This window comes from Aeromonas piscicola, from assembly GCF_000820005.1.
Classification (GTDB): domain Bacteria; phylum Pseudomonadota; class Gammaproteobacteria; order Enterobacterales; family Aeromonadaceae; genus Aeromonas; species Aeromonas piscicola.
Genome location: NZ_CDBL01000057.1, coordinates 55,329 through 71,333 on the forward strand (window position 1 = coordinate 55,329; position 16,005 = coordinate 71,333).

Here is a 16,005-nt window from a genome sequence, read left to right on the forward strand (position 1 = left end):
GCAAGCTGCGGGTCGTAGGGTTAGAGGTATTATGCCGCCGTCACATGGTCGAAAAGCCGGGGGTCGCCCCCCGGCACCACTACTGCGACCTTAGTCGCCCAGCGTAGCAACCATCACTGCCTTGATGGTGTGCATCCGGTTTTCGGCCTCGTCAAACACGATGCTGTGCTCGGATTCGAACACGTCCTCGGTCACTTCCAGACCTTTCATCCCATATTTGTCAGCCACTTCCTTGCCCATGGTGGTCTCATCGTTGTGGAACGCCGGCAGGCAGTGCATGAACTTCACATCCGGGTTCTTGGTGGCGTTGATGACATCCATGTTGATCTGGTACGGGGTCATCAGTTTCACCCGTTGATCCCAGGCTTCTTTCGCTTCGCCCATGGAAACCCAGACGTCTGTGTAGAGGAAGTCGGTACCCAGCACGCCCTCTTTCACATCTTCTGTCAGGGTGATGCGAGCTCCGGTTTCTTCGGCGATCAGGCGGCACTTGGCAACCAGCGCTTCTTCCGGCCAGAAGGCTTTCGGTGCGACCAGGCGGATGTCCATGCCCATCTTGGCGGCGCCGACCATCAGGGAGTTGCCCATGTTGTTGCGGGCGTCACCCAGGTAGGCGAACTTGATTTGATCCAGACGCTTGCCCTTGCCGTGCTCCAGCATGGTCATGAAGTCGGCCAGGATCTGGGTCGGGTGGAATTCGTTGGTCAGGCCGTTCCAGACAGGGACACCGGCATAGGCACCCAGCTCTTCCACGATTTCCTGGCCATAGCCACGGTATTCGATGCCGTCATACATGCGACCCAGTACCCGTGCGGTGTCCTTCATGGACTCCTTGTGACCGATCTGGGAACCGCTTGGGCCTAGATAGGAGACTTGAGCACCCTGGTCGAAGGCCGCCACTTCAAACGCACAACGGGTGCGGGTAGAGGTCTTCTCGAAAATCAGGGCGATGTTTTTGCCAGTCAGGTGCTTGCGCTCATAGCCACCGTATTTGGCTTTCTTCAGGTCGATGGCCAGATCGATCATGTATTGGATTTCGCGCGGGGTGAAGTCCAGCAGTTTCAGGAAGTTACGGTTACGCAGATTAAAAGCCATGATGAGTTCTCTCTATATTTGTTCAGACCAATTTGGGCAGTGTTATTGACTACGCATACACAGTACAAAGTTGTTCAGGCCCCATTCGGGCAGTGTTGTTGACTAGGCATTCACGGTGCGGGCGGCAACGATATTGGTGCCGGCTTCACCCTTGAGGATGGCCAGGCCATCTTCCAGAGAACCAATCCCGACCATGCCGCCGGTCGCCTTGACGAATTCGCAGGACGCTTCGACCTTGGGCCCCATGGAGCCTGCATCGAACTTGACGCCAGCCAGTTCGGCCGGGCTGGTGACGCGCAGCGGGTGCTGGGTCGGTTTGCCCCAATCCAGGTAGACGGCATCGGCGTCGGTCAGGATCAGCAGGGCATCGGCCTTGATCTGCTTGGCCAGGTAGGCGGCAGACATGTCCTTGTCGATGACGGCTTCGATACCGGTCAGGCACTGGCCATCCCAGGTCACGGGAATGCCACCACCACCGGTACAGATGATGAGGTGTCCCTGGGCTATCAGGGTTTCGATGGCATCGCCTTCGACGATGCGCTGGGGCAGCGGAGACGGCACCACGCGGCGGAAGAACTTGCCGTCGGCCTTGACCACCCAGTGCTTCTCTTCGGCCAGGATGCGTGCTTCGGCTTCGTCATAGACGGGTCCGATAAATTTGGTCGGATTGGCAAATGCCGGATCCTTGGGATCGACCTGTACCTGGGTCAGCAGCGCGGTGACGTTGCGGCTCGGCATCAGGTTTTTGAGCTCCTGGATCAGCATGTAGCCGATCATGCCCTGGGACTCGGCACCCAGCACATCCAGGGGATAGGGCGCGACCTTGGTATAGGCGCTGTTTTGCAGGGCCAGCAGGCCGACTTGCGGACCGTTGCCATGCACCAGCACCACGTTGTACTCCTGAGCGATCAGGGCGATGGTCTTGGCGGCGGTGGCGATGTTCTTGCGCTGAATGTCAGCTTCCAGCGGCTCACCACGACGGAGCAGGGCATTGCCACCCAGGGCGACGACGACAGTTGGTTTTTTCATGAGTGTTGATCTCGAGTCTTGGTATCTGTGGCGCCAGCCTCTGCCGGCGCCACGCCGTCTTGTTAGATGCCGTCACGTTCCATCGGGCAGCTCATGCAGCGGGCGCCGCCGCGGCCACGACCCAGTTCTTCACCCGGGATGGAGAGAACTGTGATGCCGGCCTTGTCATATTTCTCGTTGGTGTAGGTGTTGCGCTCATAACCCACGACCACGCCAGGACGCACCGTCAGCACGTTGTTGGCATCGTTCCACTGTTCGCGTTCGGCCTCGAAGGTGTCACCACCTGTGGTGATGAGCTTGAGCTGATCCACGCCCAGCGCCTTCTCGATGGCGGTCACGAAGTAACCCTCTTCCTTGATGTTCATGCCGGTGGCACCACCCGGAGTCAGACTCCAGCAGTTCACATCCTTGCGGATGACTTCCGGATAGACGGAGAAGGTGTCTATGTCCATGTGGGTCATGACGGTATCCAGGTGCATGCAGCTGCGGTGTTTCGGCAGTTGCATGGCGATGACCTGTTTGGCCTGACCGTGTTTGAACAGGCTGCGTGCCAGGTGCTCGACCCCTTGCGGCGTGGTGCGCTCGGACATGCCGATGAGCACGGCGCCACGGCCGATGACCAGGACGTCACCCCCTTCGATGGTGGAGTTGTCGTAGTCACGATCCTCGTCACCGAAGTACTTGATGAAGTCCTGACCGGCAAACTGCGGGTGCCAGCGGTAGATGGCCTTCACGTGGTTGGTCTCGCGGCGACGGGCGGCCTTGGCCATGGGGTTGATGGAGACGCCACCATAGACCCAGCAGGAGGTGTCACGGGTAAAGAGGTGGTTGGGCAGCGGCTCTATGATGAAATCGGTCGGAGCGTGCATGCCCACTACCATGTTGACGCCGCTGTAAGGCATCTCTGAGTAGGTCAGGCCACCGGAGAGAATGCGGGCCAGTTCGCGGTGCGGCATGTCAGCCAGGAAGCAGCGCACGTCGTTGGCAAGGGAAGAACCGAGGCGATAATCGGACACCTGATGTTGCAGCAGCCAGGTTTTGGCTTCCGGCACATCCAGAGTCTCGGCCAGCAGGTTGGTCAGCAGGAAAACTTCGACATTCTGATCGCGCAGTACCTGAGCGAATTTGTCGTGCTCCTGACCGGCGCGTTCAACCGACAGGACATCATCAAACAGCAGGTCCTGGCAGTTGGAAGGGGTCAGACGCTTCAGACTGAGGTTGGGGCGGTGCAACATGACACGGCGCAATTGGCCAACTTCAGAACCTACATAAAATTTGCTCATGATTATATTCCGTCTAGCAGTGGTCCCTGCGAGTGATTGAATAGATTCCTTCTATTCATGCTCGTGGCTAAGGCGGGATATTCTTTATGTAGGGTACTCAGCTTGTGTTCTATCCTGCCCTTGCCTTTCGAGACCGAGGTTAGACCTGCCAATCACGATAAACTTAGACATTGATCACATTCACTCTGAACTGAATAAAATCACGGTTTATTCTTTGATGATGGTAACAGAACTGACAATCTCTCATTCAGCCATCATGCATTAACACGCATTAATCCTCGCTTTTATTTCATATTTCATCCTTTTTCATTCACGAGGCGTATCTACCAAGGGATATAACAAAAAACAAAAAACCATTATTTTCAATGCGATACAAAACAAACCTACGTCACCTGAATTTAATATGCATTAAACTGAATTTTTCACTGATTTTTAAGGGGCAGGCACCGAGATAAATAGTCATAAGCGGGATAAGCGCTGAATAATCTGCTTCTTGTCCCAGATCATGGCATTGTGCCAAACCCGCCAGCACAGGCTCGCGGCACAAGTTGTCAGTAACATGTCTGTTATATGGATATGCACAAAGCCCGCATCTTGGTCATGTATTTCTCAGCGAACCCGCCACCCCCTCTTTTCAAACTTTTTTCATTCGTTGAATTTATTTCATAACCTTGCGTCGCAGGCCGGCTCGGCTTAACTCAGAAAGTGATCCAGATCACGCCGTGTTCTGTCACCAAGGAGATAGCCATGAAGATCAAGTCACTGTTCCTGTTCGCCGCCCTGATCCTGCCCATGACCCCATCGCTGGTCAGCGCTGAAGGAGCCCCCGCCATACCCATGGTGGTCTGCCATGTCGACCAGGCTCCCCAGATGCTGGTCCCCGAGTACGTGTGCCTGTGGTACGGCGGCAACCAGCACTACTGAAAGTGAGATCCCAAGAGGAGGTCACCTCCTCTTGGCTTGTCATGCTTCAACCCCCTCCTATACTCAAGGCAGCTATTTTTCATAGGGATAGGAGATAGTCATGATCCTGTTGGTCGGTGGAGAGAAGGGAGGGAGCGGCAAGAGTTGTCTGGCCCAAAATCTGGCGGTCTACCTCAGAACACGGTTTCATGGCGAAGTGCTACTAGTCGATTGTGACCCGCAACGCACCACCTCAGACTGGATCCAGGAGCGCAACGACAACCCGGATCTGCCCCAGATAAACTGCGTTCAGCTCTACGGCAATATTCGCAACGACCTGCTCAGCCTGAAGAACCGCTATGACTACGTCATCGTCGACTGTGGCGGCCAGGACAACCGGGCGCTGCGCTCCACCATGGCGGTGGCCACCCATGGCCTGATCCCGCTGCGGCCCAAACGCCGCGATCTCAAGACCCTGCCACACATGGAAGATCTCATCACCACCTGCAAGATGGTCAATCCCACCCTCAAAGCCGCCGTTGTGCTGACCCAGTGCCCGGCCCTGCCCAACCAGGTAAAACGGATCCTGGAGGCCAAGGAGGTGTGCTCCTCGTTCGGGGTCGATGTACTGAACGCCATCACCTATGGTCGCAACGTCTATGACGACAGCGAGGAAAAGGGCCTTTCCGTCATGGAGATCGAACCCGATGGCAAGTCGGCCGAGGAGATCCGGGCCATCGCCAAGGAGTTTTTGGAACTGGAGGTGTGAGATGGGCCTTGCCGACCTGAAGAAGAAACACAATCTGCATCATCAGAAGAAGTTCACCATAGACGAGTTCATCGAGGATGCAGACTTCTATGCCAAGGGCAAACCCAAGGTGGTCAGTCTTGAGCTGAACCTGCATCGGGAGGAGGCCCTGACGGCACTCGCCTTTATCGAAAGCGGTGAGTATCTGAAGCCAAGCTATAAAAAAGCCACCTTCTCCCTGAGCACAGCCGCCATCGACGAGCTCGGCAGCCTGACCCAGCAGGACGGCATGAACAAATCCCTGTTACTGCGCCTGTTCACCCACTATTTTTCTTCACTGAGCCCGGAAGAGCGTCAAACCATCTATGAACGGCTGCAGGAGCGCAGCTGACACACCATATTGGTAGTCATTCTCACCTTTCCGGCAATCACTCACCTGCCTCTTCCTCCCTTTCTGAACCCGAGTTCAACGGCGTGTGAGATATTCGCCATCCCGTCCGTGAGTAATACGCCGAAAAAGATCCTGAGATAGTCGGAAGATAAGATCCAATAACCTGAACTTTTAATGTTCAACCATATGATTTTAAATGATAAAAATCGCAACAAGTTTCTTGCGTAACGAGATGCGTAAAAACGTTTTTCATGCTGCCGTTGTCGTCCCTCCTGAAATCCTTATAGTTACTCCTGCACGGACGCAATGAAGTCGGTCAGGAAGACTGGCTGCCAAGGTTGGGCAAATGGACTCACCACAGGATGTGGTAAAGGACACCTCCCAGGACGGAGAAAGTGCGACGGGAACGGATGACTCGTCAGGCCATGATGGCTAAAGGACACCCCAAAGGATTGGGAAGGGGAAACCTAAAGGAAGAGGTATAGTCAGGGATTGCAGGGAGCAACTTCGTTCAAGGATATGAGCGTTAAGACTATCGGGGGCGACGCAAGTCGCCCCCATCTTTTTGGCCTTTTTTACCTCGGCCACACAATACCGCTATTACGCCAGTCGGAAGTGCCCCACGATTTCTCTCAGCCGATCATAAGTCTTCTGCATCGACGCCGAGCTTGCCACCGTCTCTTCTCCATTGTGCGTCAGCTGACGGATCACCTCGGCGATGGCGCTCATGTTGCGATTTATCTCTTCCGCTACCGCACTTTGCTGTTCGGCCGCCGTGGCGATATGGCTGATGAGATCGTTAATCTCCACCACTTCTCCTGCCATCAGATCCAGCGATTCGTTGACCTTGGTAGTGTTCTCGGCAGCACCCTGACAGCTCTGCTTGGTGTTGCTCATGGCTTCCACCACTGTGCGGGTGCCTCGCTGAAGACTGGCCAGCATGGTCTGGATCTCGGCGGTGCTCTTCTGGGTGCGAGCAGCCAGCGAGCGAACTTCGTCTGCCACCACAGCGAAGCCACGTCCCTGTTCGCCTGCGCGGGCCGCCTCTATGGCGGCATTGAGCGCCAGCAGATTGGTCTGTTCGGCAATGCTGCCGATCACCCCGAGCACAGAGCCAATCTGCTGCACATCCTGCTGCATGGCTTCGATGGAGCGAGCGGTTTCCTCGACCTCGTCCACCAGCGCCATCACGCTGGCCATGGCCTGATCGACCACCTGGCGGGACTGGCTTGCCAGCTGCTGACTCTGGCCGGTCAGCTGGGCCGTGCTAGCGGCACTCTCCGAGACGGAAACCGCGGTGCGGCTCATCTCATTGATGGCCGTCACCACCTGTTCAGTCTCGCGCACATGATCCGCCAGCAGGGACTGGGCGGCACCGGTCTGGTTGGCCAACCCTTCAATGCCGGTATTGAGCTGGCCACTCGCACCCTGCACCTCTCTCATCATCTCCTGCAGACGCTCGATGAAGCGGTTGATACCGGCCGAGATCTGGCCCAAGTCATCCTTGCTGGTCACAGCCAATCGGCGGGTGAGGTCGCCGCTGCCCTGTGACAGCTCCAGAACCAGATCCCGCAACGAGAGGATGGGACGATAGGCGATATTGAGCGCCAGCATGGCCAGCAGCAATACCAGCACGGCGACAACCAGCAGGGCCATGACGATCTGGCCATTGAGCGCCTGGGTCATGGTGCGGATATAGTCGAGATCTATGTAGCCGGTCAGTACCCAGTTGCTGCCGCGAATATCCAGCTGGTTGGGGCGTGACTCGCTCTCCCCCTGCGGCTTGCTGCTGTAAAGCACATTGCCCTGACCATCGGCAAGGGAGAAATAACGCCCCTCCCCGCTCACCTTCTCCAGCAGGTTCTTGAACTCGCTCATGTTGAGGTAATAAAGGTAGGCAGAGTCGGCACCGCGCGGTACCAGGATGGAGATGACAGGCTTGCCATCCAGCTGCTGTAGCGGACTGACTGTGATCTGGTTGTTGGCGGCGGGGATCAGCTTGCGCAAGGCATCGACCTTGGCCGTGTCGTTGATGACGCCGCTCACGTCGAACGCCATGTCACCGATCACCTTGACGATATTGTGAAAACCGGTCTCTTCCAGGGTCTTCTTGACGTTGGTCACGCCGAAGTTGAGGTTGGCCGCCAGCAGGATTTTCTGATTGATGTCCCCCGCCAGCTTCTCTTTGACCAGGGCTATCTGTTCGTTGATGTTCTGGGTGGCTTGAGTGCGAATGTAGCCACTGATGAAGTGATTCACGCTGAGCCAGGCGGTGCCGATGGTGACCAGAATGGCCAGCAGTAGCAAGACGTAAATCTTGACCTTGAATGGCATGGGTTCCCTCCAGAAGAGAGGGCTGGCAACGCCAACCCTCTCTGCCAATTGTTATTTCTTCTTGGCGTACTTCATGGAGTCCAGGGCCACCGCCAGTATGATGATGCCGCCCTTGATGATGAACTGCCAGTAAGGGCTGACTCCAATATAGGTCAGACCATAGTTGATCAGGGTGAAAATGAGCACGCCCGTGATCACCCCGGCAACCGTCCCCACCCCGCCAGCGAACGAGACACCGCCCACCACGCAGGCCGCGATGGCATCCAGCTCATACATGAAGCCCAGGTTGTTGGTGGCACTGCCGATGCGGCCCGCTTCCAGCATGCCGCCGAAGGCGTAGAAGACACCCGCCAGGGCATAGATCATCACCAGGTTGACCGCCACGTTGACACCGGAGACCTTGGCCGCCTCGGGGTTGCCGCCGATGGCGAAGATGTTTTTGCCAAAGCGGGTCTTGTTCCACAGCACCCAGACAAAGACGCTGGCGATGGCGGCATAGAAGGTGAGATAGGATAGCTTGAACCCTCCCAGCTTGATGAAGCCCTGCGCGAAGCTGGAGAAGCGTGGATCGAAGCCGGCCACCGGTGAGGCGCCCACGGAATCAAAATAGAGGGAGTTGATGCCGTAGACGATGATCATGGTACCCAGCGTGGTAATAAACGGGGTCACATTGAGATAGGCCACGATCAGACCATTGACCAGACCTATCAGGGCACCCACGGCACACACCAGCAGGATCACCACCGGAATGGGCACCTCCCCCAGGCTGGGGAACACCTTGTTGACGTTGGTCAGCGCCTGCAACATGGTGGCCGCAATCAGCGCAGCCAGGCCAACCTGGCGACCGGCCGACAGATCCGTACCCTGGGTAATGATGATGCCCGCCACCCCCAGCGCTATGATGACCCGCACCGATGATTGGGTCAGTATGTTGCTGAAGTTGGTGAGGCTCAGGAAGGATGGCTCCTTGATCACTATGATCATGAGCAGCACCAGCAACACCACATAGATGCCGTTCTCTTTGAGCGCCTGCATCAGATTGAAATTTTTAGCCGACTCCATAAATGTCTTCCTGTCTCTAAAGGTACAGAGATGCCAGGCGCAGTATCTCGCTCTGGTCAGTTTCTTTGGTATTGACGATCCCGGCGACCCGGCCATTGCTCATCACCATGATGCGATCCGTGATCCCCAGCAGCTCGGGCATTTCAGACGAGATGATGATGATGCCTTTGTCCTTCTTGGCCAGCTCCAGGATGAGCTGGTAGATCTCGAACTTGGCACCCACGTCAATCCCGCGAGTCGGTTCATCCAGCATCAGGATCTCCGGCTGGGTCAGCAGCCAGCGGCCGATAATGACCTTCTGCTGGTTGCCACCGGACAGGGAGCCGATCTGCGTCTGCTGGGTCGGGGTCTTGACGCGCATGGAGTCGATGACCCATTGGGTATCGCTCTTCATCTTGTTGTTGCTGAGCAGCCCCATGGAACTCTTGTAGCTGTCCATGTTGGCGATCAGGGAGTTGAAGGCGATGTCGAGGCGGGAGTAGATGCCGGTGGAACGGCGCTCTTCCGTCACCAGCGCGAATCCGTTCTGGATGGCCTCGTGCGCAGTGTGATTCGCCACAACCTTGCCGTGCAGCTTGATGACGCCCTCGCTGCGATCGCGAATGCCGAACAGGGTCTCGACGATATCGGTACGCTTGGCCCCCACCAGCCCGGCGATGCCGAGGATCTCCCCCTTGTGCAGATCGAAGGTGATGTCCTGAATGGAGGGCTGGTTCTTGGCCGTCAGATGCTCCACCTCGAGGATGACCTCTTTCGGCTGGTTGGTTTTTTCCGGGAAGCGCTGGGTCAATTCACGGCCAACCATCATGCCGATGATCTGATCCATGGTCATGCCCTTGAGCGGCTGGGTCGCCACCCACTGGCCATCCCGCAATATGGTGATCTCGTCACACAGCTGGAAGATCTCTTCCATCTTGTGGGAGATATAGACGATACCGCAGCCCTTCTCTTTCAGCTTGTTGATGATCTTGAAGAGATGATTGACCTCTTTCTCGGTCAGGGAGGAGGTCGGCTCATCCATGATGACGATCTTGGCATCGTAGGAGAACGCCTTGGCGATCTCGATCATCTGCATCTGGGACACGGAGAGCGTGCCCACCTTGACCTTGGGATCGATATCGATATCCAGCTCGTCGAAGATGTGCTTGGTGTCGTCATACATCTTGCCGTGGTCGATGAACCAGCCCTTGGTGGGATAGCGACCGAGCCACATGTTGTCCATCACTGTGCGTTGCAACACCAGGTTCAGCTCCTGGTGCACCATGGAGACGCCATTTTCCAGCGCCTCTTTGGAGGAGGTGAAATTGATCTCCTGTCCCTTGAAGAAAATCTTGCCCTCATCCTTCTCATAGATGCCGAACAGGCATTTGAGCAGCGTGGATTTTCCTGCCCCGTTCTCGCCCATCAACGCATGCACAGAATGAGGACGGACCCGTAAATTGACTTTATCGAGTGCCTTGACGCCAGGAAAACTCTTACTGACGTCAATCATCTCCAACAGCCATTCTGATTGTTGCTGTGTTGTCATATCAGCCATCACATCTGGTTGAAAAAAGGGCAAGGGGATCTCCCTTGCCCTGGAGGGGGGAATTACTCGAATTGGGACAGGTTGTCTTTATCCACACCGACGTAGGCAACACGGACGACCTTGTCGACTATGTTCCACTTGGTGCCTTCACCAGCCGGTTTGCCTTCAGCCAGGTTCTTGGTCAGCTCGAAGGTGGCCTTCGCCTGGTTGGCCGCATCGTTCAGCACGGTACCCGCCATGGCACCGCTCTTGACCATGGCCAGGGCTTCCGGCAGCGCATCGACGCCGAACACCGGGATGGCGGTCTTGCCTTGCGCTTTCAGAGATTCAACGGCACCCATCGCCATGCCGTCGTTGTTGGCAATGACCACTTCAATCTTGTTGGCGTTGGGGCCGGAGATCCAGGCGTCCATCTTGTCCTTGGCCATGGCGGTATCCCACATACCTGTATCCATGTGCAGCTGTTCAGTTTTGACGCCGCCATCATTCAGGGTCTTGATGACATAGGTGGTGCGGGCTTCCGCATCCGGGTGGCCCGGCTCGCCCTTGAGCAGCACGAACTGGATGACGCCATCCTTGTTCAGATCCCACTCGGGATGGGCTTTCCAGTGCTTGGCGATCAGCTGACCCTGGATGATGCCTGACTCCTTGGAGTCGGTACCCACGTAGTAAGCCTTCTCATAGCTGGCCAGATCGGCAGCACTCGGCTCCTTGTTGTAGAACACCACGGGCACATCTTCGCCACGGGCCTTCTCAATCACGACAGGGGCCGCCGCCGGGTCAACCAGGTTGATCGCCAGGGCCTTCACCCCTTTGGCCAGCAGCACGTCGATCTGATCGTTCTGCTTGGACTGGTCATTCTGGGAGTCATTCATCAGCAGCTCCACACCCGGGTTTGCCGCTGCTTCCTTCTCGATTGCCTTGCGCACCACAGCCATGAAGTTGTCGTCGTACTTGTAAACGGTCACCCCGATACGAGTTTCGGCATGGGCAGTGGCTCCTGCCATCAGGCTCATCAGCACGGCGGCAATTGTCGTGATTTTTTTCATTGTTATGCTCCGATCTCTCTATCTGTTTTTGTAGGGAATGCTGTACACCAATTGAACTGGTGCCAGCCTAATGTAATCAGTTTGTTGTGTGATGTTCTGTGATCATGACAACAAAATGAAAACGTTTACACTCTGTTACATAGCAACAAAACAATTAAATATCATATAGTTATGAGTAATTATTTTCGACTGAGGCCTTATTGCCGCCTCAATCGACCCAACCATGGCTCAGATTCAGCGTAGAACACAGTTCCAATAGTAGCCGCCCGGCTGCAACCAATATTCCGGTCGCACGCTCTGACTCCAGGAGTCATCGCCCCCAATCCCCATGTGGAAGCCATCGAGGCAGAGATGCAGGCCCCCCTCGGCCACCAGATCTGTCTGGTGACGGGCCAGGGCCAGCTGCTGCTGGCTGTAGCGGCTGACGCTGAAGTGGAACTGCCCCTCGACGGCAATCTCGCCAAGCTGCAGTTGACGGGTATCACAGCGCAGCCCGCTGTCGGTCGGGAACACATAAGGGGTATGCAGAGCAGCCAGCAGCAACTGCCAGCAACCGAGATCGGCGCCGAGCAGGCGATCCGGATAGTTCTCGTGAGGGCCCAGACCCAGCCAGCTCGCCTCTGCCACCTCGTCAACCAACCAGAGCTGGGCGCCGATACGGGGCAACGATGGCATGCCGGCCGCAACCTCAACGGCTATGGTGAGCGCCATGGCGCCGTCCGCACCGAAGCTGTGCTGCCAGCGGGTCGACAGCTTGAGCGTCCCCTGGACGAAGTAACCGTGCCTGACCAGCACACGGCCATGATGGGGATCCACCTCTAACCCAAGACAGCGATGCTCCAGATCGTTGAGTCCGGCGCCTTGCCAGCGGGCAATCCAGGCGTTGGGATCTATGTGATCCGCCTCGCTGGCGCCTATGTCGTTGTCGAGCGGCGCGCGATAGAAGTGGTCGGCAATGGCATCACGCAGCCGTTCGCGGCCATGTTTCTGCCAACTGCGGATACGGCCGCTGCTTTTGTCCAGTTGCCATTCGCTGCCAGCCGCGCAGACAAGCCAATGATCCGGCTGCTCCTTTATCGCGGCGGGGTTAAACGTCGCCGGTATCGCCATAGGCGTTGGCAGCATAAATTGCTGGCGCGCCACCTCATGCTCAGGCTCGGCCCAGGCCGTGGCGGCGGGTTGCACTATGGTCAGATCCAGCCAGGCAAGGGAGCCCGCAGCAAAGGCCGGCAGCGCATCCAGCAGGATCAGCACCACGCTGGCCCGGGGCGCCAGCTTGAGTGGGCATTCACCCTGCTGCAGCACAAGGCCGTTCTCGCACAGTTGCCAGCGCAGCAACTCGTTGTCCGTCACACGGAACAGGTATTCACTGTGGATCTCGACCGTCAGCGGCAGCTGGCTTTGCAGCGTCAGCACAAAAGGTTGCTGGGCCCGTTTCGCCTCGAACAGGGCAGGATGGGAGGTCCTGTCCGGGAACAGCAGACCGTTGCAGCAGAACTGGCGGTCATTGGGCTGGTCACCGAAGTCACCGCCATAGGCCCAGTAGTGACGGCCGTCGTCGGTCTGCTTGTCGAGCCCCTGATCCACCCAATCCCACACGAAGCCGCCCTGCAGCCTGGGGTGATCGCGAAACGCCTGCCAGTAGTGGGCAAAGCCCCCCAGGCTGTTGCCCATGGCGTGGGCGTATTCACAGAGGATGAGCGGCCGGGTCTCGCCCGGCAGGCCGATCCACTTGGCCAGCGCCCACTTGGGCACGGCCGGGAAGGGCTGGTCCTGATGGGTGCGGGCATACATGGGGCAGATGATGTCGGTGGCGGCCGTGTCGGCCCCGCCCCCTTCGTACTGCACCGGGCGACTCGGATCGCTGCGCTTGATCCAGCCATGCATGGCATCGTGAGCCGGGCCGTAGCCGGACTCGTTGCCCAGCGACCAGATGATGATGCAGGCGTGGTTGAAGTCGCGCGCCACCATGCGGGTGACCCGCTCCAGAAATGCCCCGCTCCAGGCCGGATCCCGCGCCAGCCGCCCCATGGGGGTCATGCCGTGGGTCTCCAGATTCGCCTCGTCCACCACATAGAGACCGAGCCGATCGCAGAGGCGGTAAAACTCCGGATGATTGGGGTAATGGGAGCAGCGCACCGCGTTGAAGTTATGCCGCTTCATCAGCAGCAGGTCCTGCTCGATGGCGGCGGGAGTTACCACATGGCCCCTGGCTGCATCGTGTTCGTGGCGATTGGCGCCGCGGATCAGCAGGGGCTGGCCGTTGACCCGCAACAGACCGCCTTTGATCTCCACCGCCCGAAAGCCCACGTCATAGGCCTCGCTCTCGATGGGCTCGCTCTGCTCGTCGAGCAAGGTCAGGGTCAGTCGGTAGAGATGGGGCGTCTCGGCGCTCCACTTGCGAGGGGCCGTGACCGCTAGCCACAACTCGCTGCGATCCTCATAGGCCCCCTTCTCGTCGATGGCTGCCGTGCCGAGCCACTGGCGCAGATTGGCCACCCGCTCTGTGCCGTCGTAGAGGCTGACCTCCACCGACAGGCCCGCTGCGTTGGCAGCCTGCAGCTCGATCTTGAGACGAGCATCCCGATAGCAGGCATCCAGCACGGGCGTCAGCCGTACATCCATCAGATGGCGATCGGGTTTGTGCAGCAGACTGACGGAGCGGAAGATGCCGCTCAGGCGCCACATGTCCTGATCCTCCAGATAGGAGCCATCTGACCAGCGCAACACCAGCACCGCCAGCCGGTTGCTGCCGGTCTGCAGGAAGGGGCTCAGATCGAATTCGGCGGGCAGCCGGCTGTCCTGGGAGTAACCCACCCAGCGGCCGTTGCAGAACAAGTAGAAGGCGCTGTCGACCCCGTCGAAAATGATGCGGGTCTGGCCGCCGGCGAGCCAGTCGGCAGGCAACTCGAATTCGCGAGAGTAGCAGCCGGTCGGATTGGTGGCCGGCACCCTGGGCGGATCGCAGGGGAAGGGATACTTGATGTTGGTGTAGATGGGGCCGTCCGTGAGCGGACGTGACGCCGGGTAGGCAGCATCCAGCTGCCAGTTGCCCGGCACCCTGATGGCGCACGCCTGCGGCAGATCCTGCGTCAGCCAGCCATCGGGCACCCGCTCGGGCGCCTCGAAGAAGGAAAAGCGCCATTCGCCATCCAGCAGCAGGCGGGACGGCGAAGCGAGCTCGGCACGGGCGTCGGCCTCACTGCGCCAGCTAAACAAGGGGGTATGGGCAGCCAGACGATTCACCGATGTAATCGCCTGGGTCTGCCAATCCTGACGGGCCACTATCTCCCTGAGCATTCTTCTCTCTCCCTGCATGAACGCTGAAAACGTATGCAGTGTAGGGGAGTTTTGCCTGGGGATCGGCGATCTCGCTCACACAGATGTAAACGATTACACTAATTTTGTTAAGTAAAACAGGGTAAAAATGAGCTAAATGAAGGTAAAAGACCGAGCCCCCGGATCACAGGCCTGAAAAACGGCGATCCGGGGGAGGAAAGAGGAGTGAATGGAGAGGGTCAGGCCCGTACGGGTGCTACGGAGTGACGATTGATCAGCGTCGGCGTGTAAATGCGGCTCTGCACCGATTCGCACTCACCCGCCGCCAGCTGCAATGCCAGCTTAGCCGCTTGGGCCGCCATCAGCTCGATGGGGTAGCGCATGGTGGAGAGCTTGGGTCTCAGGTATCTGGCGTAGATGATGTCATCGAAGCCCACTACTGAGACCTCCTCCGGCACCTTGAGGCCGTTGTCGGCCAGTACAGAGATGGCGCCGGCCGCCATGGCATCGTTGTAGGCCACCACGGCCGTGATGGGCTGCCCTTTGGCCAGCAGGTTGAGCATGGCGCGCTCCCCCCCCTCCTCGTTGGGCATGCCGCTCTCCACCAGCTCGGGATCGGCGAACAGCCCAGCCTCGGCCAGCGCATCCTGATAACCCTGCAGCCGCAAGGTGGCATCCTCGATGACGTGATCCGAACTGAGGAAGGCGATGTGACGGTGGCCCAGCTCCAGCAGATGACGGGTCGCCGTGGCGGCCCCCTGCCGATTGTTGAGGGCGATACAGCGCCCCTTCAGGGCCGGGATGTCGCGGTTGATCAACACCATGCCGGGCACCCGCTGGGCATAGTCGATCAACTCCTCGTCGCTCAGTGCCTTGCTGTGCACCACCAGCGCCTCGCAGCGCTTGCCGATCAGCAGCTCGATGGATTCCCGCTCTTGCTGCGCCCGGTGAAAACCATTACCCATCAACAGGTGCAACCCCTGCTCCACCGCAATCGCCGCGACCCCCTTGATCAGGGCGCCGAAGAAGGGATCCGCCACGTCACCCACCAGCACCCCCATGGTGTCACAGGTCCTGCTGACCAGCGCACGGGCATTGGCATTGGGGGTGTAGCCCAACTCGGCCATGGCCTTCTGCACCACCTCGCGGGAGGCGGCACTGGCCTTGGGTGAGTTGTTCATCACCCGTGAAACCGTTGCCACAGATACCTTGGCCAAACGGGCGACATCCTTGATGGTGCTCATGCTGTTTTCACTTATTTCACGGTTCAAGACGGCGCCATTATACCGAGCAATGTCACTGAT

Annotated in this window: 12 protein-coding genes; 3 read left to right on the plus strand and 9 right to left on the minus strand. The window is 58.0% G+C overall.

The window, feature by feature from the left end:
• Positions 1-90 precede the first annotated feature (90 nt).
• The 3 genes from argF to arcA all read right to left on the minus strand — a co-directional run bounded on the left by argF (position 91) and on the right by arcA (position 3,407).
• The gene (gene argF, locus BN1128_RS15200) at positions 91-1,095 is read right to left on the minus strand and encodes an ornithine carbamoyltransferase (protein ID WP_042870242.1); all 1,005 of its coding nucleotides are present in this window, start codon (positions 1,093-1,095) and stop codon (positions 91-93) included.
• Between the two features lie 102 nt (positions 1,096-1,197).
• Positions 1,198-2,124, minus strand: a complete 927-nt coding sequence (gene arcC / locus BN1128_RS15205) for a carbamate kinase (RefSeq protein ID WP_042870244.1) — start codon at positions 2,122-2,124, stop codon at positions 1,198-1,200.
• A gap of 62 nt (positions 2,125-2,186) precedes the next feature.
• A complete protein-coding gene (arcA, locus tag BN1128_RS15210) occupies positions 2,187-3,407 on the minus strand; it encodes an arginine deiminase (protein ID WP_042870246.1) in 1,221 nt (406 codons plus the stop codon).
• A 747-nt stretch (positions 3,408-4,154) separates the two neighbouring features.
• On the opposite strand from arcA, the gene BN1128_RS25465 reads away from it, so the two are divergent.
• The 3 genes from BN1128_RS25465 to BN1128_RS15220 all read left to right on the plus strand — a co-directional run bounded on the left by BN1128_RS25465 (position 4,155) and on the right by BN1128_RS15220 (position 5,449).
• Positions 4,155-4,331: a hypothetical protein gene (locus BN1128_RS25465; RefSeq protein WP_156140378.1), complete on the plus strand. Its 177-nt coding sequence runs from the start codon at positions 4,155-4,157 to the stop codon at positions 4,329-4,331.
• A 100-nt stretch (positions 4,332-4,431) separates the two neighbouring features.
• Entirely contained in the window at positions 4,432-5,079 is a 648-nt protein-coding gene (locus BN1128_RS15215) for a nucleotide-binding protein (RefSeq protein WP_042870248.1), read from the plus strand.
• Between the two features lies 1 nt (position 5,080).
• Entirely contained in the window at positions 5,081-5,449 is a 369-nt protein-coding gene (locus BN1128_RS15220; protein ID WP_042870250.1) for a CopG family transcriptional regulator, read from the plus strand.
• Positions 5,450-6,049: 600 nt separating this feature from the next.
• On the opposite strand, the gene BN1128_RS15225 is transcribed toward BN1128_RS15220, so the two are convergent.
• From BN1128_RS15225 to BN1128_RS15250, 6 genes are all read right to left on the minus strand, one after another.
• Positions 6,050-7,783 carry a methyl-accepting chemotaxis protein gene (locus BN1128_RS15225; protein ID WP_042870251.1) on the minus strand — a complete coding sequence of 578 codons (1,734 nt, stop codon included), beginning with the start codon at positions 7,781-7,783 and terminating at the stop codon, positions 6,050-6,052.
• Between the two features lie 51 nt (positions 7,784-7,834).
• Complete coding sequence (mglC, locus tag BN1128_RS15230) at positions 7,835-8,845, minus strand: galactose/methyl galactoside ABC transporter permease MglC (protein ID WP_042870254.1); 1,011 nt, start codon at positions 8,843-8,845, stop codon at positions 7,835-7,837.
• Positions 8,846-8,861: 16 nt separating this feature from the next.
• Positions 8,862-10,382 carry a galactose/methyl galactoside ABC transporter ATP-binding protein MglA gene (gene mglA / locus BN1128_RS15235; RefSeq protein ID WP_042870447.1) on the minus strand — a complete coding sequence of 507 codons (1,521 nt, stop codon included), beginning with the start codon at positions 10,380-10,382 and terminating at the stop codon, positions 8,862-8,864.
• 53 nt (positions 10,383-10,435) lie between these two features.
• Positions 10,436-11,422, minus strand: coding sequence for a galactose/glucose ABC transporter substrate-binding protein MglB (mglB, locus tag BN1128_RS15240; RefSeq protein WP_042870256.1), 987 nt, complete (start codon positions 11,420-11,422; stop codon positions 10,436-10,438).
• A 234-nt stretch (positions 11,423-11,656) separates the two neighbouring features.
• Positions 11,657-14,722 carry a beta-galactosidase gene (locus tag BN1128_RS15245; RefSeq protein WP_042870258.1) on the minus strand — a complete coding sequence of 1,022 codons (3,066 nt, stop codon included), beginning with the start codon at positions 14,720-14,722 and terminating at the stop codon, positions 11,657-11,659.
• Between the two features lie 218 nt (positions 14,723-14,940).
• Positions 14,941-15,945 carry a substrate-binding domain-containing protein gene (locus BN1128_RS15250; RefSeq protein WP_042870263.1) on the minus strand — a complete coding sequence of 335 codons (1,005 nt, stop codon included), beginning with the start codon at positions 15,943-15,945 and terminating at the stop codon, positions 14,941-14,943.
• Between the last annotated feature and the right edge of the window lie 60 nt (positions 15,946-16,005).